This is a genomic window from Nostoc sp., assembly GCF_036917275.1.
Classification (GTDB): Bacteria; Cyanobacteriota; Cyanobacteriia; order Cyanobacteriales; family Nostocaceae; genus Nostoc.
The window spans coordinates 123,541-146,454 of record NZ_JBALDF010000059.1; the positions used below are offsets into that span (position 1 = coordinate 123,541).

Below are 22,914 nucleotides of genomic sequence, written 5' to 3' on the forward strand. Positions count from 1 at the left end.
ATCGCTCTGCCTTCACCCTTGGCGTAGGCATTTAAAATCACTAATTTGTGAAAATTTACCTGACAAACTGCGGGATTTCAGGTTAAATGTTTTAAAGTATGCACTCTGCAAGAGTTGTCGGGTATTATTCGTGACACAACAAGACCAAAAACCCTCTCGTTCTTTCGCTGGAATTGCTGGCATTGTTGCCACAGCTACATTAATTAGTAAAGTCTTCGGTTTAGTGCGGCAGCAAGCGATCGCTGCCGCTTTTGGTGTTGGTGCAGCTGCCACTGCCTATAGTTATGCCTATATTATCCCTGGCTTTCTATTAATATTACTAGGTGGCGTAAACGGTCCATTACACAGTGCAATTGTCAGCGTTTTAGCCAAGCGTCGGCGAGAAGAAGCGGCTCCCCTAGTGGAAACCGTGACAACGCTGGTAGGTGGATTGCTGTTGTTGGTAACAGTTGCTCAGATTTTCTTTGCGGATGCGATCATTGATTTTGTCGGTCAAGGTTTGCAAGAGACAACCAGAGCGATCGCAATTCAACAGATCCGCATTATGGCACCGATGGCTTTATTTGCCGGTTTAATTGGCATTGGCTTCGGTACTCTCAATACAGCCAATCAATATTGGTTACTCTCCATTAGTCCTTTATTATCCAGTATTACCGTTGTTGGCGGTCTTGGTATCTTGGCTATGGAACTGGGCAAGGACATTATTAAGCCGGAGTCCGCCTTAATCGGTGGAATGGTGTTAGCTTGGGGAACCTTGGCAGGAGCCATTCTCCAATGGTTAGTGCAGCTAATTGTCCAGTGGCGGTTAGGATTAGGCACATTACGCCTGCGGTTTGAGTTTAAATCTCCAGGCGTTCAAGAAGTAATTAAAATCATGACTCCGGCAACAATTTCCTCTGGAATGATGCCAATTAATGTCGCCACTGACCTTTATTTTGCCAGTCCTATCCCTGGTGCTGCGGCAGGATTTAACTATGCAAATCTATTAGTACAAACTCCTTTAGGGATTATTTCTAATATCATTTTGCTGCCCTTATTACCGATATTTGCCAAACTAGCCAGCCCAGAAAATTGGCCAGAGTTAAAATTACGCATTCGCCAAGGATTGCTACTGACTGCCTTCACCATGCTACCGTTAGGGGCGCTGATGGTGGCGCTATCTGTACCTATTGTGCAGGTGGTATATGAACGTGGTGCTTTCAAGCCAGAAGCTACACAGCTAGTTTCATCATTGTTAGTCGCTTATGGGATTGGGATGTTTGTCTATTTGGGACGTGATGTTTTGGTGCGAGTATTCTATGCTTTAGGCGATGGACAGACACCTTTTCGCATCAGTGTTTTTAACATCTTGCTCAACATCTTATTAGATTCGTTTTTCGTTAAACCTTTTGGCGCTCCCGGTTTGGTGTTGGCAACAGTGGGTGTAAATTGCAGTTCAATGTTAATGCTGTTATGGTTGCTCGATCGCAAACTTAATGGTTTACCTTGGCGTGAGTGGAGTTTGCCGATTTTGGGTTTGACTGCTGGTAGCGTAGTCGCTGGGGTAGCAAGCTATGGGACTTTGGTTGGTTCTCAGCAGTTGTTAGGTAAAACGGGTTTACTGATATTGCTGTTGCAGTTGTGTGTATCTGGCTTCGTGGGGATTGCGGTGTTTGCTGCGATCGCTTCATCAATGAAAATAGCAGAGGTGAATATTTTTATATCTCGTCTACGTCAGCGCTTTTTGAAGAAGTAACTGTTATTTTAAAATTTCAGTTGGTACACCCAAATGGGTGATTAATAATTCAGCCATTTGGGTGAGCCAAATGTGCGAGGTTACATTTTGTAAAAAAAGAGATTCTAGTACTAGAGAATATTGATTTTACTTAACTCTGGTGAGAAGAATTCTATGAAACTTACAAAATTAGCTACGTCTTTCCTTGCTGTTGCTTCCATTGTTTTCTCAGCGGGAATTGCTTCTGCTCAAACTGTTGGTACAAACGGCAATTACATCGGTGCTGGTGTTGCTGTTGGTGCAACCAGTGGCGGACAAGGAAACGATGAGGCACAAGTTGGGGGTAATATTCAAGGACGCTACGCCGTTCCCAAAACACCTCTTTCACTGCGGGGTTCTGTGCTGTATGGTGGTGATGCTGCCGCAATTATGCCTATACTAACTTACGATGCGCCCATCGCCAAAAATACTAACGTTTACTTCGGTGGTGGTTATTCTTTTGTAACTGACGAAGGTCAAAAAACCCCATTGGGCAATCAGAATGCACCTGTAGTCACCCTTGGTGTTGAATCAGAAGTTAGCAAGAATGTCATTGCCTACGGCGATACTAAATGGGGCATTGACGCCTACAGAAATAGTGATGCTGATGCTATCAGCTTTCAAGCTGGATTAGGCTATCGCTTCTAGTGATTACAAGCTAGAAAATGGCTTATTCGGAAACTAAAGCAATGATGTTTGCCAGCCGTAATAGTAATTCATTGGTCATATCTGGGTATTCATACTCAGGTATGATTTTTATTAATCATTTTTATTTATGATTTTGAGAAAAAATTATATTGGCTAGTATTCATCCTTTATCTTAAAGTGAAATGAGTAATCGTGAATACACGTATAAGATATTACTCATGGAAAAGATTAATCCCATTCCAGAAATACTGGGTGAAACAACTGACGTGGAATCTTGGCTAATTCGAGCGGGACTAAGATTTTCAGACTTAGGTAACGATGCTGCAAGTATAGCAATCCGTAAGCAATGGCGAGAGTACCAAGCCGCAGTTCAGAGATGCTGTGCAACTCTACACCAACCAGCGTCACGTGTTCAACTAAGCGGCGATTATGCCAACCTGAGAATACCTGGTAGTGCATTAACCAATTGTGCGATCGGCTGTCGAGTCGTGCCAAGTCCTTAGACTGGGCAAAAGTTAGAAAATCTGTAAATAGAGAGTATCCATTGTGGCTAGAGAATCAAGTGTCGGGTAGGGCAACTGATAACTATTTGACCGTGCCAATTTTAGATTAAAAATTATTTCGGTTCATGCCCCGCCCCGTTCATTTTGGATTTTACAGCTATTTTCAGGTAAATAGACCATGCGATAGGGGCACAGCAATGCTCATGCGTGTCAACTTAAAACCTCGTTTCCAGCCTCTGGCTGGAAATGCTCCTTCATTGTGGCTCTGCCGCTAGTGTTGAGGCAGAGCCTCTCATTAGGTATTCCCAGTCGGAGACTGGGAACGAGACAATCTCTAAAAGCTGTTTCTAGACTGGCTTTCACTTTAAGTTGACGCCAATGAGCATTGCTGTGCCCCTTCGATAGATGTGGTTTAAATACATGAAAACTGCTGTAAATTGAAGAATTGTTCAAATAAAAACACGGCGGCCTCTAGGTATTTTCTTCCAATCTAAAATCTAAAATTGATTGCCCCAAGCCAAAAAGTGGTTGGGGTAAATTCCATTATCCAAAATTTAAAATCCAAAATCGATTGACTAATAATCCTGTTGCACGCCGTTTACTACTGGCTTAATTTCCGAAAATGGATCAGTGCCGCCACCCCAGTTAAAATCACTAATTCGGATGCTGAAGCCACCTAACTCCAGCACTGGATTGTAACGGAAGGTGATGCCATAGGTGCGACGGCTATATTCCACAATGTAGTCGGTGCTAGCTTCTCTACCAGTATCCAAGTTAACAGATGTTTGAAAGCCTAAGCGAAAAGGTCCGTAGATTTGCTGTGATATCCCAGCGCTCAACACTTTGTTATCAACGGAGCGATCAAACAAAAAGGGTGATAATCCGTTATTTAAGCCTTGAGAATAACTAATATTAAAGGCGGTATAGTCTAAAAAAGGTCGAGAGAAATGACCAATTTGCCCTTGTAAGCCAATTGTAGCAGTTAGGGTGCTTTGGTTATCACTATTGGTGTAATAACTGGTAGTGCCCGTAAGAACACCGAACGCTTGCAAGTAAGGAACTACAGGGTTAGCTGTGTATCGTAATCCCTCAGTGGCAGTGGGTGGTAATGGTTTTCCCTGCCACAGCAACAGCCCTTTACTGAGGGCAGCGCTGGCTTGTAAACGACCTAGTGAGATGCGATCGTTTTCCCGCACTGGTTTTAGTAAGTCTTGGCGATCGGTGTTGGCATTGATATATCGAGCGCTTGCTTGATATGTGAGGTTGATACCACTTTTTCCTAAAGGAATCACAGGAGAGGTAATAATGCCGCCAATACTGCTCTGGACGGTTTGAAAGCCGAGAGTACCGTTGTAGAGACGATCGCGGTAGTTATATTGCAGACTCAAGATATGGGGAAGGGAAGTCCCTATTATTTGGCGCAATCCCAAATTCACTCGCAAATTATCTTCCACCTTGTTTAAGTCAAAACTGGTTAACTCCCCAGTCCCTTGAATTACAGTTCGTGGACTCAAAACAGAATTTATCTTTGTCTTCACAGCAAACAGTGCGCCTAAGTCACCCGTGCCTTCTTGCACAGCTCTCTCTACTAGCAACTGGGGCGTGATCGTCCAGCGAGTCTGGTCTGTATCGATCACTGAAAAACCACGCTCAATATATAAACCATCCCGATCTTTTCCATCAAAGCCGGGAGAGACTATTGCAGGTGTAACGTCCCGCTCCCGGCGGTCAATAGTCCGCTCATTCACCGGAATTGGTAAAGAGAGCTTTTGATCCAATACCAAACGCTGTCGCTGTGTCCTGATGCGGTCTACCAAGGGTGATTCTCGCGTCAGAGTTACTGTATCTGCGCGTAACTCTAATTCTGGCGGTGAAAAAGGATCATTGGTGATGCGGACATCTCTGGCTTGCCAGCCTTGCGGATAAAAGTCAATGTGTTCAGCTTCAAACCTGAGCCGCTTGACTACACCGCCTGTTTTTGGTGGCGGGATGTTGGTAGCGCCTGTCTGACCACCAATTGTCACATCAATTCCTCCAGGGCTGCTCACACCCGAAACGGGCTGATTGGCTAAAATGCGATCGCTGGGCGGACGTTTTGGGACTCCACCAGCACTTACATCGGTGGATAAGAAAGCAAAATCTGTTTGTGCTGAGGGTACGAAAATTTCTCCTCTACCATTTAGCAGTTCTCCACTATCTTGAACAAAGTTATAGGTAAAGCGTTGTCCACGCAGTACCTGATCACCCCGTGTTAAAGTTACGTTGCCTTCCCCGGCAGCGATCAAGTTGTCTAAATTGACTTGCAGGCGATCGGCATCCACCACCGCCCCATCAAATTGCACAACTACATTCCCAACAGCTGTAATAATTCGCCGTTGCTCGTCATACTCTTGCCGATCTGAAGTGACTTCCACAATTCTCGGTCTGGCTGGCGGCGTGCTGGCTGGCGCATTTGTTGGTTGACCTTGTAGCTTATTAGTAGTATCTACCTGTGGTGTAGGTGTTGGTATTTGAGCTTGTTGCTGGATTTGGGAATTGAATTCTACAGTGATGGGCGTTGAGAGTTGGTTTGTCGGACTGCGAGACTTAAATTTTATAAAATTTTGTACTGATTGAGAACTTGGTGCAAGATCAGCAGCAGATACAGAGATATTGTCTCTTTTTAGAGACTGTGGTGCAGTAATATCACTTTGCTGTTTTTGCTGGGTTAACTTCTCAGCTAAAATTTCCGCCTTGGATTCGACTAACTTGTTGCTGTTTGTGAGACTTGGGGCAATTTGAAGAGGACGCAAAGATTGAGCGACTTGGGGATTTGGGGAAACTCTATAGCTAAAACTATCAGAGTTCAAAAAAGTTTGTTTTTCTGCATCATTATAGTTTGGATCTGGCAATCGCTCACCGAGTTTTTGAGAAGGTTCACGTTTTGCGTCTCCCAATACCACTTGATTCAAGGTCGAGAACTCTCCGAAGTTGGCATGTTTGACCACAAGGCGCTTTGCATCAAGATTGGAAGCCTCCGCTCCAACTTTTCTTGGCAACGCAGTCCCTTCGATTTGCGTCTTTTGTTTGTGCAGCGACAACCTGAGGAGAAGTTCCGAGCGTCGGCGTCCGGCACTCAGACTTGGCTTTGTGTCTTCTTTATCTTGGCGATTAGAAGTTTTAACCTTCTGCGTGGGATCACCAACAACCAGCGACTGCCCCAAAAGTGCAGCACTTCCAGGTGCGGTGATCGGGGAAATTTCTAGTGGATGGGATACAGAGGGAGTTTTGACAACTAGCAAGTCATCCTGAGTTGAGTTGATCTCAGTTGGCAATGGCGGATTACTGTTGGTGTCACCCGCAATTGCCAACTGAATCAAATCCTTGGGCTGCTTGGATTTGTCTGTCTTTTCCTGCATTCCAGTCTCTACAACTGAAAGAAACTTTGTATAACTAGCAGATGGGGCGGGATTTACAGGTTGTAAAGATTCGAGGATCGGAGGCGGATCGGGTGGCAGAACTGGATGAAGCATATTTGAGCAAAATCGGGCTAACAAACAGCCAAATGACGGACGGAAGGATAAATATACATTATTGCCTTCCGACTGTCGCCTTCTGCTACCTGCAGTAAGCCACTTGGAGGAAGAAACTTACTAGGCGAAAGTTTAGTAAGTTTCCGCGGCGTTTAGTATCTTCCGCCTTCCAAAGTTCGCGGATGATTTATCGCCTTTTACTCTGAGTCCCGACGGCCGGGGTTCCGAGCTGGATCGTTCGACAAAAATCCGAAGACGAAGATAATTACGAAGAAGGCAACAACAATATAAACAGCGATTTTTAAAGTCAGCATAGAAATATCTCCAAGGGGTAAAACAAAGAAAGCTTTTCTTTCAGGATCTGCCATGCAGAAAAGATAGCTCCTTTATATTACCCAAATCTCGTCCCTTTTTTAGAGGACTCTGGGGACTTGGAGATCGGGGACTAGCAGTGCCTACCCTACAGTTATTGAGAATGGTGCAAGATGTCAGTTGTCTGACTTTTAGATGCCCTTAAAAAATAACTCAGAGACTGTTTACTGTTGTGACGTTAACTAACGGCAAAGGTTTCCCAAAAAAGTTAACAGGTTATAGCTTACAGGGGATAGTTAATATTCCCAATGCCCCATGACGCCACTTGCTTCTCCCTACAGCCCTTCTCAAGACAAGAGACGCTCTTGCGTTCGGGCATCCTACGGCAGGCGCTAGCCTCTGGCAATGTGAGAAAAGGAGGCACTCGCTCAGAGGGGTTTTCCCAAGTAGAGGAGCCAGCCGTGTGGGCGGGTCTGGCGACTTGAGCGGACTGGCGTCAAGTGGCGTGAGACGCGCAAGGGGGCAGTGGCTCCCCAATGCCCTATTTTTCGGCTTGAACTTTTGCTAGGTCTTTGTCAATTCGGTTTTTGATTACTCGTGCAGGTATGCCCACAGCAACGGAGAAAGGAGGAATATCTTTATTGACAACTGCTCCCGCACCAATAATACTGCCTTTACCGATAGTAACCCCATCTAATACCGTTACTCCATGCCCTAGCCAACAGTCATCCTCAATCACAATTCCCTTGCGAGTAACACCTTGGTATTTAATCGGCTCCATCGGATCAGCAAAATTATGATTATTGGCGTATATCCCTGAGTGGGCAGCAATCATGCAATGTTTGCCAATTTTAATGTCTCCTGGTCCTTCAATACACACGTTGGGAGCAATGAAGGTGTCTTCATCTATATATATACACGTATCTTCCAAAGACCCTATATCAACGTTACGCTCAATAGCAACTCTATTTCCTAGATGAATTCTATTATTTTTGTGTCCTCTAGCATCCATCCGTACACCCTTAAAAATATATACTCCACTGCCTATCTCAATACAATAAGTACCGTTAAATTCAACACCATTTTGAATGTAAACTGGGCTGCCTATTTGAGCAAAAATACTACGATATCCCAAATTACGCAACTTCGGACCCAGAATGAGTGTAGGAATATCCCCTAACACAGTAGTTACTAAAAGTTCTTGCACGCGCTGCAATTTTGAAACATATTGCTCGTTATGCATGGCTACATATCTCTTCAATCAATTGTTGTTGACAGTATTGAAAGTTGTTTTTGCTGTATCCTAATCTTCTACTAATACCAATAAATTTTGTATTTGTTAATACATCAGGTAAGTTGGCAGTATTACCGAAATTTACCCATATTTTTAAATGGTTTTCCAACATTTGGAAAACCAGAGTCTAGCTTTGACTATGTGAGCAATTCTTTAATTTAGGTGCGATAGAATTACTCAATTGATATACACAATTGATTTGGGTCTCTAGAAGCTTTTGTACCAGTCTATCAATTTTGGATTTTGGATTTTGGATTGACCCCAGCAAGATTGAGTGTGGGGCATGAACCAAAGTAATTTATAACACTCCGGCTCCTTTACCTCGGCAACTCTTGGAGACACTGCGCGTAGCTTCCCCGTAGGGGTACGCTCAAGGCAAGTCGCTCAGTGTTAAAGCCGAGCAAACTTGTACTGAGAATCTCGGCTTGCTTCTCTTCGAGAGGCTGCGCCAACGACTGCCCTCAACACAAGTCGCTCGATGGAGTCGGCGTCGAAGTAGTCGAGGCTTTAATTCTTCAATCCTTTAATCTAAAATCTAAAATTGGCACAGTCAAGGCACATAACAATTTTGCTTCTTTTTTACCAGTTCAATTAATCAAACAATATCAGTGCATTGCAGAGTCAAATATCAGACGATTAAATTATCTGATGGGTAAATTTGCTGGTTTAGATAGGCTACTGTTTTGGTTATCCGATAAATTTGAAAAGCTTGTTACGCAACTAGGGATGGAGTTGTTTGCCTTGAAGCTACTTTCTCTCAGGCAGTTTTAGTCTTTTTAAACAACTCAGTTCCACAAGCTATTTTGCAACAAAAAATACATTTAACTAGACTATATTTAAAGTTTAGATAAAATTTCTGCCTAGCATGACAATGTAATTATTGTTGGATTATTTTGGGTATTTTTGCCCAAATAAAACCCAATTAGGGTGGATTATCTCCCACATCAGCCATCACATTGAAATTAACCATCGGTGCAAACAAGTAAGCGCTTCCCCGACTGCTATGACGGCTTTCTTGCAACGAATTTCTAGAGTATGCTGCTCCAATCATGTTGCACACAGATGATTTACAGACTAACCAGTTCACGTTTGTAATTACATGAATGGTTTTTAATAACAATTGTTTTTAACGATAACACATTTTATTTTTAGTGGAACACTCTCAAGAAATAAGTTGATTTCCGGGTTGCTTACTGATGAGAATAATGGAAATAAATTAACTTTTTTACTAGAGCGTTCGCTACCTAAAATAATTTTATACACTTAGACTAAATCCATTGAAGATGGGAAGTTGAAAAATGCTGTAAGCGATTAATTGACATTTCTGTTCATATTTCTATCGTTGCTTGTCCAAGTTATTTTATGATTGGGCGTTCAACTCAGAATGATATCTACTATACTTATGACACCCTCTTCCTCGAAATGCTAAAAATATTCCTCTCGTCTATTACTTGTATCTAAAACATTTGTAAATCACCCATTCGGGTGATCCAAGCGGGTGATGCGTGCTTGGCACTACTCATTATAAATTTAATTTTATCGAGAGAATGCTAAAACATAGCTTAGTTTTCAGGAGAAGTCCACAGAACAACATCAAATTGCTCAAATTGAGGTATCGGTTTTAACTCACACACTTGGTTCAAATTATGGCTTTAATTAAAGAAATTGTCGAAGAAGCTCTAACTATCGGCTATCTGAGTGTTGTAGCTGAAGATCAACTGCGATCGCAACTTCAAAGTAATTATGACTCAGAAGACCTAGATGCCTGGATCATTTTACAGCGGGCTATTGTGGCGGGTGATGTCAAGCAAGAGTCGCGCCGAAAAAAAGCTTCCCTCTCTCCTAAAGCTAAAGACACTTCATCGAGTATCAAACTTGCTTATCAAATGGCAGCGGAGATTGCTTATGCAGCAGCTGTGGCTTTGTCAATGACAAAAAATACCAAAGATCAGCCTTCATTAGGCGCGTAAAATAACACGCTAAGAAGTTATTTTCCTGATTTAAGATCAAAAATTATACCAAGTAGTTAGCGTCGGCGTAGCCCGCCGCAGGCATCGCTTTTCCTGGTTAATTGCTTGGTAAAGTTTTCATGCGATTATTTATGAGGTTTACCTTCTGCTTTTTGCCCCCTGCCTTCTGACACTGCTTCTTCGCCAGCGCCATTTTATTAAAAAATAATTAAAAATTTAATTTTCCTGGATACAGCTATAGGGAATTTTTACCCTCAGCTAAGACCGTAGAATTGATCCCCAGAAGCAATACTAAAAAAAATATAAATTATTTATTCAAAACTAGATTTATTTTAAGTGATCCAGTGCCAGTAAATGATTAAATCTTAATATACCAAGTACATGGCTGAGGGTAAGGCATAGAATTAGAAACACCTTGGTGTAAACTTTAGCAACGAGGTAAAGAATAATTCTCAATGCTTAACAAAGTCATCGCTTTTTCACAAAATACAGTATAAAGAATTGGCAACATTGGTAAAGAGAGTAAACAATAACCATAGCTAAACTTGGAGTTTTGCCAACCTATGCAGCCAATTCGCACATTTAATGTATCTCCTTCACTACCACCGCGACTCGAACCACTACGGCGGCTGGCACAGAACTTGCACTGGGATTGGAACGTTGACACTAAAGATTTATTTCGTCGCTTAGACTCTGACTTGTGGGAGTCTAGCCATCATAACCCAGTGTTAATGTTGGGTACTATCTCTCAATCGCGGCTTCTGGAAGTTGTCGAAGATGAAGGCTTCCTAGCGCAAATGGATCGAGCTGATCGTCAGTTAGAAGATTATTTGCAAGAGCGTACCTGGTATCAGAAACAACGGGAGCATAAACCAAAAGAATGCTACGCCTATTTTTCGGCTGAATTTGGACTTGTAGATTGTTTACCCGTCTATTCTGGGGGCTTGGGGGTTCTAGCGGGAGATCACCTCAAATCTGCCAGTGACTTGGGTCTACCGCTTGTAGGTGTAGGTTTACTCTATCAGCAAGGCTACTTTGCTCAGTATCTCAATGCCGATGGCTGGCAGCAGGAACGCTATCTGAGCAATGATTTCTACAATATGCCCTTGCATCTAGAGCGCAATGCTGATGGTTCAGAACTGCGGATTGCGGTAGATTATCCAGGACGCAAGGTGTATGCTAGAGTTTGGCGCGTCCAGGTGGGAACGGTGCCCCTATATTTGATGGACACCAACATTGAACCCAACAATGTTTACGACCACGACATCACAGATCAGCTGTACGGTGGCGACATCGATATGCGTATCCACCAGGAAATTATGCTGGGGATCGGTGGTGTGCAAATGCTCAAAGCTTTGGGGCTGAAAGTCACTGCCTACCACATGAATGAAGGTCACGCCGCCTTCTCCGCCCTAGAACGCATCCGCTTGCTGATTCAGGAAGAGGGACTGAATTATGCCCAAGCTAAACAGGTGGTGTCTTCCAGCAATATCTTTACCACCCACACGCCAGTACCAGCGGGGATTGACTTGTTCGCTCCCGAAAAAATGTTGTACTACCTGGGGTACTATGCAGAGATATTTGAGTTGCCCAAAGAGCAATTTTTAGGACTGGGGCGCGAGAATACAGGCGATTTATCTGGGCCTTTCAGTATGGCGGTGCTGGCGCTGAAGATGGCCACATTTTCTAACGGTGTTGCACAACTGCATGGTGTGGTGTCGCGGCAAATGTTCCAGGGTTTGTGGAAGAATGTGCCTGTAGAGGAAGTGCCGATCGCAGCCATTACTAATGGTGTCCATGCTCGAAGTTGTGTGGCGAAATCTACTCAAGAATTGTACGATCGCTACCTGGGGCCAAATTGGTCATCAGCACCACCAGATAGTCCATTGTGGGAGCGGATGGACGCTATACCCGATGAGGAGTTGTGGCGCAATCACGAACGCTGCCGTTTAGATATGATTTTGTATGTGCGGGATCATTTGGTTAAGCATTTGAGCGATCGCGGCGCTTCTGCTTCCGAAATTATCCAAGCCCAAGAAGTTTTAGATCCTTACGCTTTCACCATTGGCTTTGCTCGTCGCTTTGCCACCTATAAACGCGCTACCCTCTGGATGCGTGATTTGGATCGCATTAAGCGGCTTCTGCTGGCTAACAAAGACCGGAAAGTGCAATTTGTGATTGCTGGTAAGGCACATCCCAAGGATATTCCAGGTAAAGAACTCATCCGCGATATCAATCACTTTATCCGCGAACAAGATTTAGAAAAACAGGTAGTGTTTGTTCCCAATTACGACATTCACATCTCTCGGTTGATGGTTGCAGGTTGCGATATCTGGTTAAACACACCACGTCGTCCACGGGAAGCTTCTGGTACTAGCGGGATGAAAGCGGCAATGAATGGATTGCCGAATTTAAGTGTACTAGATGGCTGGTGGGATGAAGCTGATTACGTCCGCACAGGCTGGGCAATTGGACATGGAGAGAATTACGACGATCCCAACTACCAAGATGAAGTAGAAGCAAATGCTCTCTACGAGTTGTTAGAGAAGGAAGTCGTACCGCTATTTTATGAACATCGGGATACTGATGGCTTACCGCGTCCGTGGGTTGCGAAAATGAAGGATGCAATTCGGTTGAATTGTCCATTCTTTAATACAGCGCGGATGGTAGGAGAGTATGCCGGGCGAGCTTATTTCCCAGCTAGCGATCGCTATCATACCCTGAGTGTTGATAACTATGCCCCAGCTAAAGAACTAGCCGCTTGGAAGGAAAAACTGGGTGAACACTGGTTCAACATCAAAATCAAAGATGTTGATGTATCGGCAGTTTCGGACATTGAGGTTAACCAAACGGTTACAGTCAAAGCCAAGGTTGACTTGGCAACTTTGACGAATAATGATGTGCAGGTGGAGTTATATCAAGGTGCGATCGATCCCAACGGTGAGATTGTCAACGCTGTGTCAGTGGTAATGGATTACGAAGGTGAGGATGGACAGCAATTGGGTATTTACACGGGTAATATTACTTATACCGCTTCTGGTTTGCAAGGCTTGTCTTTGCGTGTATTGCCGAAAAATAAAAATCTGGCTAATGCTTATGAACCAAGGTTGATTGCTTGGGCAGAGTAAGAGTAGTGAGTAATTCTTAAATACTCAAGATTAGGCGTTGCTGATTTAAGTTTAGCAACGCCTTTTATTGTGCAATAAAGAAGTGATCGGTACAAACCTTGGAATCGGGTGAATTTTTGAGAAGTTTACAAAGAAACGCTTTGCTTAATGCAAGTCGTTTTGGTAAGCGATCGCGATTCTTGTACAATATAAGATATTGCGATCGCGTCGCAATATCTAAATCACAAGCAAGGACTCTAAAGCAGCATATGCAAAGCCTTTGCTCAAATTCTTTGAGGGATGACAATGTAGCCGGTAGTGCGATCGCCTAATACGAGATTACGTTCTTCTCCCCAATACCACCAATAAGCAGCAACATAAGCGCAAATTAAGCTATCTAGTTTATCTTCAGTTGCTTTGAGTGCTACACCTGTGATCGGAATTTCCACAAAAAACGAATCGTACAGAAGCACGGGAGGAGAAAGAGAGGGGAGAATATTGAGAAGATAATTTTGGAGTTTAATTAGTTCTAGACGGCGCTCATTGAGGCGTCCTTTTTTATATTTAAGGATACGTTCTAAGTTAAATAGATTAACAATTGCTGGGTGGGGAAAGACTTCTATTTGATATCTGCCAAGTTTTTGCGGTTCAATGGTGGGGGCGTGTGCAAAACCGCGTGATTCTAATCCTAAACCAAAGTTGATGGTGCGCTCTGCGAAGGGTAGATTTTGATTAGCTGGGTAGCATCCCGCATGATATTTACCAAAGTATTTGTGGCTGAGTTTGTCGGGGAGGCGACTCCCGTTAGCGTTGGGTATGAGAGTAGGTGCATCTACGGCGATGATAGCTGGTTCATCTGGTTTTACACTCTGATCAATCCAGATAAGGATGTCTGCAATGGCATCTTTGCGGTCTAGATCGAGCAATTGTAGTTGTCCATCTACCCATTCTAAACAGCACAATCCGCTTGGTTGCGATCGCCAGCCTAAATCAATGCCAATAAATTTCATGGTCATAACACGAATTTGCGAATATTTTCGTATTTCTGGACAACCATTTACCTAAATTTACTTGCTAAAAATCGTGGTAAATAATCTTATAATCTTAAGCAGCTTGTCTTAATTTATTTTATCTCCCATTGAAGAAGAATTCAGAAGTCAGAATTCAGGAGTCAGAATCAATCAGTCAGGGATTCAGACCGCGCAGGAATTGAAGACCACCAAATTGAAAATTTGGTGGGGGTGCAAAAACGCCGATTATTCATCCGCCAGTCATACAGAAAACATTGCTGAATTCTGACTCTTGACTCCTGAATTCTGTTCGATAAATTAATCAAGATTATTCCAATGAAAATTTTATTTTTACATCCCAATTTTCCCTCGCAATTTCGCAACCTGGCGACAGTTTTAGGTAAAAATCCTAATTACAAAGTCGTCTTTGGGACAAATCGTCGTGAAGGAGAAATACCTGGCGTTTATAAAGCTATTTACACTCCTTCTCGTGAAGCTGCTCCCCAAACCCACCACTACGTTCGCAACCTGGAAAATGCTGTTCTCACTGCTCAGGCTATCTATCGCGTGGCAGAAAACTTAAAAGCTCAGGGTTTCGTTCCAGATATAGTTTATGGTCATTCTGGTTGGGGACCAACTTTATTTATGAAAGATGTTTTCCCCAAAGCCGAATTATTGTGTTATTTCGAGTGGTTTTACCACGCTCATGGTTCGGATGCAGATTTCGATCCCAATGAACCACTGAATGCTGATGATGAATGCCGCATCCGCGTGAAAAATACGCCGATTTTGACTGATTTATATAGTTGCGATCGCGGCCTTTCTCCAACGAATTGGCAGCGACAGCAGTTTCCTAAAGAGTATCATAGCAAACTAACTGTAATTCATGATGGTATTGATACCAATTTTTTTGTTCCTAAACCAGGCGCAAAGTTAGTTTTATCAAGAATAAATCTTGATCTTTCCCATGTGGAAGAGTTGGTAACTTATGTGGGACGCGGGATGGAACCTTATAGAGGTTTTCCGCAGTTTATGGAAGCAGCAGCGCTAATTCAGCAGCGAAGACCGAAATGTCATGTGGTAGTTGTAGGAGAAGATAGGGTTGCTTATGGGAAGAATCTCCCCGATGGTCAGACTTATAAACAATTAATGTTGGAAAAATTATCTTTGGATTTATCGAGGCTCCACTTTACAGATAGGCTTCCTTACAATGAGTATCTTCAGGTTTTGCAAGCTTCTTCTGCTCATATTTATTTAACCCGTCCTTTTGTTCTATCCTGGTCAATGTTAGAAGTAATGGCAGCAGGATGTTTACTAGTAGCTTCTAAGACTCAGCCAGTATTGGAAGTCGTACAGGATGGGGTGAATGGACTGCTGGTAGATTTCTTTTCTCCCCAGAATATTGCTAATCGCGTTGAAGAGGCGCTGAATCATCCCCAGGAGATGCAAGCGATTCGTGCGAATGCGCGAGAGACAATTCTGAAGCATTACGATTTAGCGAAACTGTTACCACAGCATTTGCAATGGATGTTCGCTAGTAATAGTTCTGATAGTTTGAAAAAGCGCCCAAGTTCTAAAGGATTTGGCAGAAATTAGATGAGTAGTTAGGGTTGAGTTTCACGAAGTTTAATTGGGGTAAACTGAAGTTTTTTGATTGGGAAAAACTAATGAAACTAGGATATTTACAAAGAATAAATTAATAGCCTCAATGCGAATTATTTTTACCATTGCCCATTTTTTCAAACCTAGCGGTGAGGGTCGTCATGCTTCCCAACGCAAAGACCCACAACCCCGCTTGCAGGCATTAACTAAAAGCCTTACCGCCTTACACCAATTATTTGGCAACTCTCAACGGATCATTGATATTGCTCAACGACTTGCTTTCCCTGCTAACCAACCCCAGTCGCACGAACTAGATATTGTTATTTGTACAACCAAAGATAATCATCTTCTGAATCAGCTTCCTTTACCATCCCATTTATATAGACATCATTCTAGTAATATAGAACCTCTGCTTTTGGGATTTGAATGCCAAGCTGTTTTACAAAGTTGTCTCGGTCAGTATGATTATTACTGCTTTATTGAAGATGACCTAATTATTTATGACCCTTGGTTTTTTATAAAATTAAACTGGTTTAGGCAACAAGCGGGTGATTTAAATTTGCTCCAGCCAAATCGTTATGAAGTCTCCCCTTACGGTTTGGTTCAGAAAGCTTACATTGATGGGGATTTGGCTTTCCGAGTAACTGCTCCCTTTCAAAATGTGCAGGAGCAACAGGAACTCAAGGGTACAATTATGAATGTGCCAATTACCTTTCGTCGTGCCCTCAATCCTCATGCAGGATGCTACTTTTTGAATGCAAATCAGATGGCTCATTGGGCTAATCAAAGTTATTTTCTCGACCGCGATATTAGCTTTGTTGGGCCTCTAGAAAGTGCTGCCACGTTGGGAATTATGAAGACATTTCGGGTTTACAAAACCTCACCGGAGCAAGCGAGTTTTTTGGAGATTCAGCACTTTGGAACCGGATTTCTGGGGCTAATTGGGGGACAGGTGGGTTTGGCAGAGAGGTAAATCGAATTTAAGAGTTTGGTTTTTATGAACAAGATTAATGCGATCGCTATCCATAAAAACACATTAGCGATCGCTTAATAATCAACTAATAAGTGAAAACTAATATAGCAATCTTAAATTGTGACTAATGGTTTTTCAACGGGGGTAGGCGTGACTAGCGGATCAAATCCTAACTGCTCAGTAATCCGCTCTCTAGCTAAAAGACGGTATTCCCAAAAATGTTCGCCAGCAGCACATAAACCTAAATACATATTTACGAATTGGGGCTTGGTACGGAGGATAGTCCAAAGCTGTTGCCAAAATTGACCCCGAATTTCCCGCCGTTGCCAGCCTTGACGCCAGAGCAAGTGTGCAAGTAGTCGCAGTCCTTTGCCAGGAGGAAAATACATTGTCTGTTGTAGTTGGGGATTAGGTGTAATCTTGAGGCATTGTTCAAAACAACGTCGGAGATAATTTTTGGGTTCGTACATTCTCCAAATTGCCTCTAAATATTCTTTAGCAACTTCAGCCATCGGACGCGTAGGAACAAAATTCATTAAAGAATTCTGATCCCCCAGCTCCAAAATTCCAAATTCTTCTAATAATCGCTCCTCTTTTTTTAGTCTTTCCCAGAGGGCAGTATTAGGAAGGGCTTGCAGTATACCTAGCATTGGTTGAGGAATGCCTGTTTCTTCGACAAAAGCTTGAATTCGCTCCCCAGCGCCAGTTTTTTCTCCATCAAAACCAATGATAAATCCTGCATAGATGAGTAACCCGGCTTGATTGATGGTACGACAGGCTTCTAAGAGGGGATTGCGGGTATTTTGAAACTTGCGAGTGGCTTGCAGGCTGTCTTGATCGGGTGTTTCAATACCCAAAAAGACTGCGTAGAAACCAGCTTTAGCCATTAATTCTAATAGCTCAATATCTTCTGCCAGATTCACAGAAGCTTCAGTCATGAAGGTGAAGGGATAATTGCGTTCCTGCATCCACGGGATTAATTCTTGTAAGAGGCGTTTCACATTGCGTTTATTGCCTATGAAGTTATCATCCACTACGAACAGAGATCCGCGCCAGCCTAAATCATAGAGGGTTTGGAGTTCTGCTAGGGTTTGACTGGGTTCTTTGGTACGTGGTTTGCGGCCGTAAAGATTGATGATGTCACAGAATTCGCATTCAAAAGGACAACCGCGAGAAAACTGGATCGCCATCATTAAGTAATCATCTCGTTTGAGTAAATCAAAGCGAGGTATCGGGCTTTTGCTCACATCTGGTTTTTCAAGGGCGCGAAAGGTTCCTTGTTCTTCACCTTTGGCGATCGCATCTAAAAATTGCGGAACTGTAATCTCCCCTTCATCTAAAATCAAATAGTTAGCTCCTGCTTTATGGGCAGGTTCTGGTACTGAGGTTGGATAAGGGCCACCCACAGCAACTTTTTTCCCCATTTGCGCTGCTTTCTGAATTTGGGCGAGAAAGTCTTCTTTCTGTGCAAGCATGGCAGAAAGAATCACGATGTCGCACCATTGCCAATCAGCATCCGTTTCTTGGTTAACATTGCGGTCATAAAACCGAACTTCCCAGTCTGTTGGTAGCATAGCAGCAACAGTCAGAATCCCTAGCGGTGGAATAACTGCCTTAAGTCCCGCTATTTTCATGAATTCGTCGTAAGACCAAAACGTTTTGGGAAAACGCGGGTAAAGTAAGAGTACTTTCATTACTGTAGTCCTCTAATTAAATTTTGCTTGGAAGATTTTTTACTTTTGATAAATCTGTGTTTTGGATAGTGATTGCAGAGATGATGCTACAATCATCCCACGACCCCTATTCTTTCTCTATCTGTCTTTAAATAGACATTTGCATTGGCAAAGGTGATTTTTTACTTAGTTAGCAGGTTTACTGCCGTTGTAATAAAATCTAATGGCGGATTTGTGGAGCGAACAACTGCCATATCTTTTGTAGGGGTTGCAGAGAAAGCGGCATGATTATAACAAGTTCCAAAATTCCCCCCTGCAACGCCAGCATCCCTTGCCTCAAGAGCTTGCCCCAATTCATCCTCTGTTTTGTAAGCCCATTTGTATTGCCGTGCTATGTAAAAGCAACCTCTTGCAATGCCAATGCATCGACTGACAATGCGATTGTTTCGACTGACAATGCCAATGCATCGGCTGACAATGCCATTGTTTCGACTAACAATGCCAATGCATCGACTAACAATGCCAATGCATCGGCTGACAATGCCATTGTTTCGACTAACAATGCCAATGCATCGACTAACAATGCCATTGTTTCGACCTGCAAAAGTTAACCTACCCTTTATGAAAGCTTTTGTATAACAGCTAAAATATATAATCGCGCAACGGCGAGTTGACCTAGAAAATGTCAAAATTAAAAGAGTTTTGCGTAGGCGCATACTCCTGCGGAGAAGCAAGCTAGCAAGAGCGTCTCCAAGAGTTGCGACTTGTCACCAGACATCGCCATTTTACTAGCGCGGATTTGAGATAACTAAGTTGAAATTTATGGGCAAGCAACGTGTTCTTTCTGGAGTTCAACCAACGGGCAATTACCATTTAGGCAACTACTTGGGAGCCATTCGCAACTGGGTAGAAGGTCAGAGCGAATACGAGAATTACCTTTTTGTAGCTGATTTGCACGCGATTACAGTGCCACACGACCCAAAACAGTTGGCAGCTGATACCTACACCCTCGCTGCGCTCTATCTAGCTTGTGGTCTTGATTTAAATCACTCCACCATCTTTGTCCAATCCCACGTTTCGGCCCACAGTGAACTCACCTGGTTGCTCAACTGCATTACACCTCTAAACTGGCTGCAAGACATGATCCAGTTCAAGGAAAAGGCTGTTAAACAAGGAGAAAATGTGAGTGCAGGCTTATTGGATTACCCTGTGCTAATGGCGGCTGATATTTTGCTTTACCAAGCTGATAAAGTGCCAGTGGGTGAAGACCAAAAGCAGCACTTGGAATTGACACGGGATATTGCAGCTCGGTTAAATCACCAATTTGGTAAACTAGATCAACCAGTTCTGAAGTTACCAGACCCTTTGATTCGCAAGGAAGGGGCAAGGGTAATGAGTTTAGCAGATGGTACACGCAAAATGTCGAAGTCTGATCCTTCGGAGTTAAGCCGAATCAGTTTGCTAGATCCACCAGAGCAAATTCAATACAAGATTAAGCGTTGTAAAACCGATCCGATTCGTGGGTTGACTTTCGACGATCCAGCGCGTCCAGAGTGTAATAACTTGTTAACGCTCTATACATTGCTTTCTGGTAAGAGAAAGGAAGATGTAGTAGTTGAGTGTCAGGATATGGGCTGGGGGCAATTTAAGCCATTATTGACAGACACGATAATTGAGTCCCTGAAGCCAATCCAAGAAAAATATCAGTCAATAACGGCAGATAAAGGCTATTTGGAGTCTGTGTTGCGGGATGGAGGGGAAAAAGCTAGAGCGATCGCAAATCAAACTTTATCACAAGTAAAAACTGCTTTAGGCTACTCTCTTCCTTTATAGGTTTTCCCTTCAGGTGTGATTTGCTATACCATTTAATAAATGGAAGTTCTTAATTTTATGCATTACACCCATAGCCGCACAGCCTTCAAGAGAGCTGTACAAGCAGGTGAATTTCTAGTTACCGCCGAGGTAGCACCTCCGAAAGGGGGAGATCCAACGCACATGATTCAAATGGCGGCGACTCTTAAGGGAAGGGTTCATGCTGTCAATGTTACTGATGGTAGCCGTGCAATGTTACGGATGTCTTCGTTAATGGCGTCGGTAATTTTGTCACAAAACGGCATAGAGCCAATTTGTCAAGTTGCTTGCCGCGATCGCAATCGCATTGGTTTACAAGCTGATTTAATGGGCGCTCATGCTTTGGGCATACGTAACATTTTAGCTTTGACTGGTGACCCTGTAAAAGCAGGCGATCATGCAGATGCCAAATCAGTATTTGATTTGGAAGCTGTGCGACTGCTGCAACTAATTCGGAAGATGAATCAAGGCGTTGATTGCAACGAGAAACCTTTGACTGATGGAGCGCTAGATTTATTTGTTGGTGCAGCAGTAGATCCGCAATGTAAGAGTTGGTCGGGTTTGCAAAGTCGATTTGAACGCAAAATCGAAGCAGGAGCGCAGTATTTCCAAAGTCAATTGATTACCGATTTTGACATGCTAGAAAAGTTTATGGACACCATTGCCGCTGGCTATAAAAAACCGATATTGGCAGGAATTTTTCTGTTGAAGTCAGCAAAAAATGCCCAGTTTATTAATAGATGTGTTCCGGGTGTAAATATTCCCCAACATATTATTGATAGATTGGCAAAAGCCAAAGACCCTTTTGAGGAAGGGATAAAAATTGCCGCCGAGCAAGTGCAAATAGCGCGGCAATTATGTCAGGGTGTGCATATGATGGCGGTGAAACGGGAAGATGCGATCGCCTCAATTTTGGATTTGGCTGGGGTTGCTCCAGTTAATCAGTTGGTATCCAAGTAAAGAAGATAACACATTTTTTATTAAAGCAGATGGTTGCTCCCATCTGCTTTTTTTTTACACTGAATCAGACACTTGACTTTTCACGGTATTTAGGAAACTTCTCTCTAAATCTCTCTCCTAAAAGAAGGAGCCACTGCGCCCTTGCGTGCCGGCTTGTTCGCTCTTAGCGTTCCTGCTCTTTAGCACGTGGCGTTAGAAACTTTGAATCTCCCTTCCCGCGTCGGGAAGGGGCTTAGGTTTTTCGTAAGCTTTTCCACATGATTTTAATTGTTAGAATCAGACATGTATACACTATTTTTGATAAACTTTCAATATCCAATTTTCGCTTGACTAAATCCAGGTGCAAACTGACAAAATATTTTATAGTTTATTTCAGGCTTTTCCTAGCATATTTTTTACAATAATTGGCGACCCGACTGTCAATGTCAACGCCTATGAATTTGTTTCAGTGGAACTAAAAGAAACTGCTTTTAGGATTGATGGGGTATTCATCCCCAAAAATCAAACCACAAATCAACCACTGTACTTTGTAGAAGTCCAGTTTCAATTAGACTCAACTTTTTATAGACGCTTCTTTGCCGAAATCTTTCTTTACTTACGTCAAAACGAATCAGTAAATTTTTGGCGTGCTGTTGTTATTTATCCTCAACGAAGTTTAGATCCCACTGATCGGTTACCGTATGAGTTGCTGCTAAACAGTTCACAAGTACAACGCATTTATCTAGATGAATTAGATCCGGGGGAGAACTCACTTCAAGTTGCGATCGTTAAATTAATTATTGAAAGAGAAGAGACAGCCGTTGACAAAGGTAGAGAATTGATTTTACAAGCAAGACAACAACTGACAGATGAAGTAACTAGAAAGCAAATTGTAGAATTAATAGAGACTATCCTGTTGTACAAATTTACTCGGTTAAGCCGAGAGGAGTTAGCAGAAATGTTAGGTATAGACGACGAATTCAAAAAGACAAGGATGTATCAATCAATCAAGCAAGATGGCTTGGAGGAAGGTCGGCAGGAAGGTCGGCAGGAAGGTCGGCAGGAAGGTCGGCAGGAAGGTCGGCAGGAAGGTCGGCAGGAAGGTCGGCAGGAAGGTCGGCAGGAAGGTCAGCAGGAAGGTCGGCAGGAAGCTAAATTAGAAGCTATTCCTCGATTGTTGGCATTGGGGTTGAGTGTGGAACAAGTGGCGGTGGCTCTCGATTTGACAGTGGTGCAAGTACAGCAAGCAGCCCAGAATCAGTCTGGCTGATAGTGGGCGCTGCTTGAGTATTGCGCTTTATCTTTGGAAACACTCTGCTATATATTGCTTAAGCAAAGCGTGCAAGATATCAATAAAATTTTTGCCTGAAGTGCGATCGCCTCTTTTATATTTACTTTCACTATAATGAGAAGCGATGTCTACGACGGGCTACGCCTACGCAGTTAAACACCTGGGTTACATCTTACCGTGTTGCAGCACTTCTTGTAGATGTCGGCGAACCTCTTGTGCGTGTTCAATATCAGATTGGCGCAATTTTTGGAACAACTCTACACAAGGCTGAGAACCTACTTGCTCTGCATCTTTGATGTAAATATCATAAGCTTTAACGGCTTCAGCCTTGTTGTGCAACACGGTGATAAAATCGTACTCTAAGTTGCTAATTGGTTCTTGAGACTGTCCGTTACCTGTATTTGTAGTCATTGCTTAACCCTCTTTTAGAATTTCTAATTAACTTTATACTCACCCTTCAAGAGCAATTCATCTCC

18 protein-coding genes are annotated in these 22,914 nt (G+C 43.0%); 10 read left to right on the plus strand and 8 right to left on the minus strand.

Going from position 1 to position 22,914, the window contains the following annotated elements; genetic code table 11:
- The first annotated feature begins 130 nt into the window (after window positions 1-130).
- The 3 genes from murJ (at window position 131) to V7K35_RS22845 (ending at window position 2,904) form a co-directional block, all read left to right on the plus strand.
- Window positions 131-1,735 carry a murein biosynthesis integral membrane protein MurJ gene (murJ, locus tag V7K35_RS22835; protein ID WP_335081888.1) on the plus strand — a complete coding sequence of 535 codons (1,605 nt, stop codon included), beginning with the start codon at window positions 131-133 and terminating at the stop codon, window positions 1,733-1,735.
- Window positions 1,736-1,888: 153 nt separating this feature from the next.
- Window positions 1,889-2,401, plus strand: a complete 513-nt coding sequence (locus V7K35_RS22840; RefSeq protein ID WP_335081891.1) for an outer membrane beta-barrel protein — start codon at window positions 1,889-1,891, stop codon at window positions 2,399-2,401.
- Window positions 2,402-2,619: 218 nt separating this feature from the next.
- Window positions 2,620-2,904, plus strand: a complete 285-nt coding sequence (locus V7K35_RS22845) for a hypothetical protein (protein WP_335081894.1) — start codon at window positions 2,620-2,622, stop codon at window positions 2,902-2,904.
- Between the two features lie 575 nt (window positions 2,905-3,479).
- Here V7K35_RS22845 and V7K35_RS22850 read toward each other — a convergent pair.
- The 4 genes from V7K35_RS22850 to V7K35_RS22865 all read right to left on the minus strand — a co-directional run bounded on the left by V7K35_RS22850 (window position 3,480) and on the right by V7K35_RS22865 (window position 9,109).
- A complete protein-coding gene (locus tag V7K35_RS22850; RefSeq protein ID WP_335081897.1) occupies window positions 3,480-6,416 on the minus strand; it encodes a DUF3769 domain-containing protein in 2,937 nt (978 codons plus the stop codon).
- 197 nt (window positions 6,417-6,613) lie between these two features.
- Window positions 6,614-6,730, minus strand: a complete 117-nt coding sequence (locus V7K35_RS22855; RefSeq protein WP_273769737.1) for a photosystem II reaction center protein I — start codon at window positions 6,728-6,730, stop codon at window positions 6,614-6,616.
- Window positions 6,731-7,269: 539 nt separating this feature from the next.
- A complete protein-coding gene (locus V7K35_RS22860; RefSeq protein ID WP_335081900.1) occupies window positions 7,270-7,971 on the minus strand; it encodes an acyltransferase in 702 nt (233 codons plus the stop codon).
- A 973-nt stretch (window positions 7,972-8,944) separates the two neighbouring features.
- Window positions 8,945-9,109 (minus strand): hypothetical protein, encoded by a 165-nt coding sequence (locus tag V7K35_RS22865; protein WP_179063512.1) that lies wholly within the window; start codon window positions 9,107-9,109, stop codon window positions 8,945-8,947.
- Between the two features lie 559 nt (window positions 9,110-9,668).
- Here V7K35_RS22865 and V7K35_RS22870 point away from each other — a divergent pair.
- Window positions 9,669-9,992, plus strand: coding sequence for a hypothetical protein (locus V7K35_RS22870; RefSeq protein ID WP_335081902.1), 324 nt, complete (start codon window positions 9,669-9,671; stop codon window positions 9,990-9,992).
- A gap of 563 nt (window positions 9,993-10,555) precedes the next feature.
- Window positions 10,556-13,120: an alpha-glucan family phosphorylase gene (gene glgP / locus V7K35_RS22875; protein WP_335081905.1), complete on the plus strand. Its 2,565-nt coding sequence runs from the start codon at window positions 10,556-10,558 to the stop codon at window positions 13,118-13,120.
- A gap of 263 nt (window positions 13,121-13,383) precedes the next feature.
- Here the strand turns inward: glgP and V7K35_RS22880 are convergent, their stop codons facing one another.
- Window positions 13,384-14,109 (minus strand): DUF429 domain-containing protein, encoded by a 726-nt coding sequence (locus V7K35_RS22880; protein ID WP_335082038.1) that lies wholly within the window; start codon window positions 14,107-14,109, stop codon window positions 13,384-13,386.
- 336 nt (window positions 14,110-14,445) lie between these two features.
- On the opposite strand from V7K35_RS22880, the gene V7K35_RS22885 reads away from it, so the two are divergent.
- Both V7K35_RS22885 and V7K35_RS22890 read left to right on the plus strand, forming a co-directional pair.
- A complete protein-coding gene (locus V7K35_RS22885) occupies window positions 14,446-15,705 on the plus strand; it encodes a glycosyltransferase family 4 protein (RefSeq protein WP_335081907.1) in 1,260 nt (419 codons plus the stop codon).
- A 112-nt stretch (window positions 15,706-15,817) separates the two neighbouring features.
- Window positions 15,818-16,684 (plus strand): calcium-binding protein, encoded by an 867-nt coding sequence (locus tag V7K35_RS22890; protein WP_335081909.1) that lies wholly within the window; start codon window positions 15,818-15,820, stop codon window positions 16,682-16,684.
- Window positions 16,685-16,797: 113 nt separating this feature from the next.
- Here V7K35_RS22890 and V7K35_RS22895 read toward each other — a convergent pair whose 3' ends face one another.
- Window positions 16,798-18,378, minus strand: a complete 1,581-nt coding sequence (locus V7K35_RS22895; protein WP_335081911.1) for a B12-binding domain-containing radical SAM protein — start codon at window positions 18,376-18,378, stop codon at window positions 16,798-16,800.
- 370 nt (window positions 18,379-18,748) lie between these two features.
- Window positions 18,749-18,946: a hypothetical protein gene (locus tag V7K35_RS22900; protein WP_335081914.1), complete on the minus strand. Its 198-nt coding sequence runs from the start codon at window positions 18,944-18,946 to the stop codon at window positions 18,749-18,751.
- Window positions 18,947-19,179: 233 nt separating this feature from the next.
- On the opposite strand from V7K35_RS22900, the gene trpS reads away from it, so the two are divergent.
- From trpS to V7K35_RS22915, 3 genes are all read left to right on the plus strand, one after another.
- Window positions 19,180-20,190 carry a tryptophan--tRNA ligase gene (trpS, locus tag V7K35_RS22905; protein ID WP_335081917.1) on the plus strand — a complete coding sequence of 337 codons (1,011 nt, stop codon included), beginning with the start codon at window positions 19,180-19,182 and terminating at the stop codon, window positions 20,188-20,190.
- Window positions 20,191-20,247: 57 nt separating this feature from the next.
- Window positions 20,248-21,168 carry a methylenetetrahydrofolate reductase gene (locus V7K35_RS22910; RefSeq protein ID WP_335082040.1) on the plus strand — a complete coding sequence of 307 codons (921 nt, stop codon included), beginning with the start codon at window positions 20,248-20,250 and terminating at the stop codon, window positions 21,166-21,168.
- 340 nt (window positions 21,169-21,508) lie between these two features.
- A complete protein-coding gene (locus V7K35_RS22915; RefSeq protein WP_335081919.1) occupies window positions 21,509-22,417 on the plus strand; it encodes an Rpn family recombination-promoting nuclease/putative transposase in 909 nt (302 codons plus the stop codon).
- A 186-nt stretch (window positions 22,418-22,603) separates the two neighbouring features.
- On the opposite strand, the gene V7K35_RS22920 is transcribed toward V7K35_RS22915, so the two are convergent.
- Window positions 22,604-22,849 carry a hypothetical protein gene (locus V7K35_RS22920; protein WP_298915376.1) on the minus strand — a complete coding sequence of 82 codons (246 nt, stop codon included), beginning with the start codon at window positions 22,847-22,849 and terminating at the stop codon, window positions 22,604-22,606.
- Between the last annotated feature and the right edge of the window lie 65 nt (window positions 22,850-22,914).

What these genes read in the sequence shown, in the direction of transcription:
- V7K35_RS22840 (WP_335081891.1), top strand. Translation starts at nt 1,889, where the DNA reads ATGAAACTTACAAAATTAGCTACGTCTTTCCTTGCTGTTGCTTCCATT.
- V7K35_RS22845 (WP_335081894.1), top strand. Translation starts at nt 2,620, where the DNA reads ATGGAAAAGATTAATCCCATTCCAGAAATACTGGGTGAAACAACTGAC.
- V7K35_RS22850 (WP_335081897.1), bottom strand. Translation starts at nt 6,416, where the DNA reads ATGCTTCATCCAGTTCTGCCACCCGATCCGCCTCCGATCCTCGAATCT.
- V7K35_RS22855 (WP_273769737.1), bottom strand. Translation starts at nt 6,730, where the DNA reads ATGCTGACTTTAAAAATCGCTGTTTATATTGTTGTTGCCTTCTTCGTA.
- V7K35_RS22860 (WP_335081900.1), bottom strand. Translation starts at nt 7,971, where the DNA reads ATGCATAACGAGCAATATGTTTCAAAATTGCAGCGCGTGCAAGAACTT.
- V7K35_RS22870 (WP_335081902.1), top strand. Translation starts at nt 9,669, where the DNA reads ATGGCTTTAATTAAAGAAATTGTCGAAGAAGCTCTAACTATCGGCTAT.
- glgP (WP_335081905.1), top strand. Translation starts at nt 10,556, where the DNA reads ATGCAGCCAATTCGCACATTTAATGTATCTCCTTCACTACCACCGCGA.
- V7K35_RS22880 (WP_335082038.1), bottom strand. Translation starts at nt 14,109, where the DNA reads ATGAAATTTATTGGCATTGATTTAGGCTGGCGATCGCAACCAAGCGGA.
- V7K35_RS22885 (WP_335081907.1), top strand. Translation starts at nt 14,446, where the DNA reads ATGAAAATTTTATTTTTACATCCCAATTTTCCCTCGCAATTTCGCAAC.
- V7K35_RS22890 (WP_335081909.1), top strand. Translation starts at nt 15,818, where the DNA reads ATGCGAATTATTTTTACCATTGCCCATTTTTTCAAACCTAGCGGTGAG.
- V7K35_RS22895 (WP_335081911.1), bottom strand. Translation starts at nt 18,378, where the DNA reads ATGAAAGTACTCTTACTTTACCCGCGTTTTCCCAAAACGTTTTGGTCT.
- V7K35_RS22900 (WP_335081914.1), bottom strand. Translation starts at nt 18,946, where the DNA reads ATGGCATTGTTAGTCGATGCATTGGCATTGTTAGTCGAAACAATGGCA.
- trpS (WP_335081917.1), top strand. Translation starts at nt 19,180, where the DNA reads ATGGGCAAGCAACGTGTTCTTTCTGGAGTTCAACCAACGGGCAATTAC.
- V7K35_RS22910 (WP_335082040.1), top strand. Translation starts at nt 20,248, where the DNA reads ATGCATTACACCCATAGCCGCACAGCCTTCAAGAGAGCTGTACAAGCA.
- V7K35_RS22920 (WP_298915376.1), bottom strand. Translation starts at nt 22,849, where the DNA reads ATGACTACAAATACAGGTAACGGACAGTCTCAAGAACCAATTAGCAAC.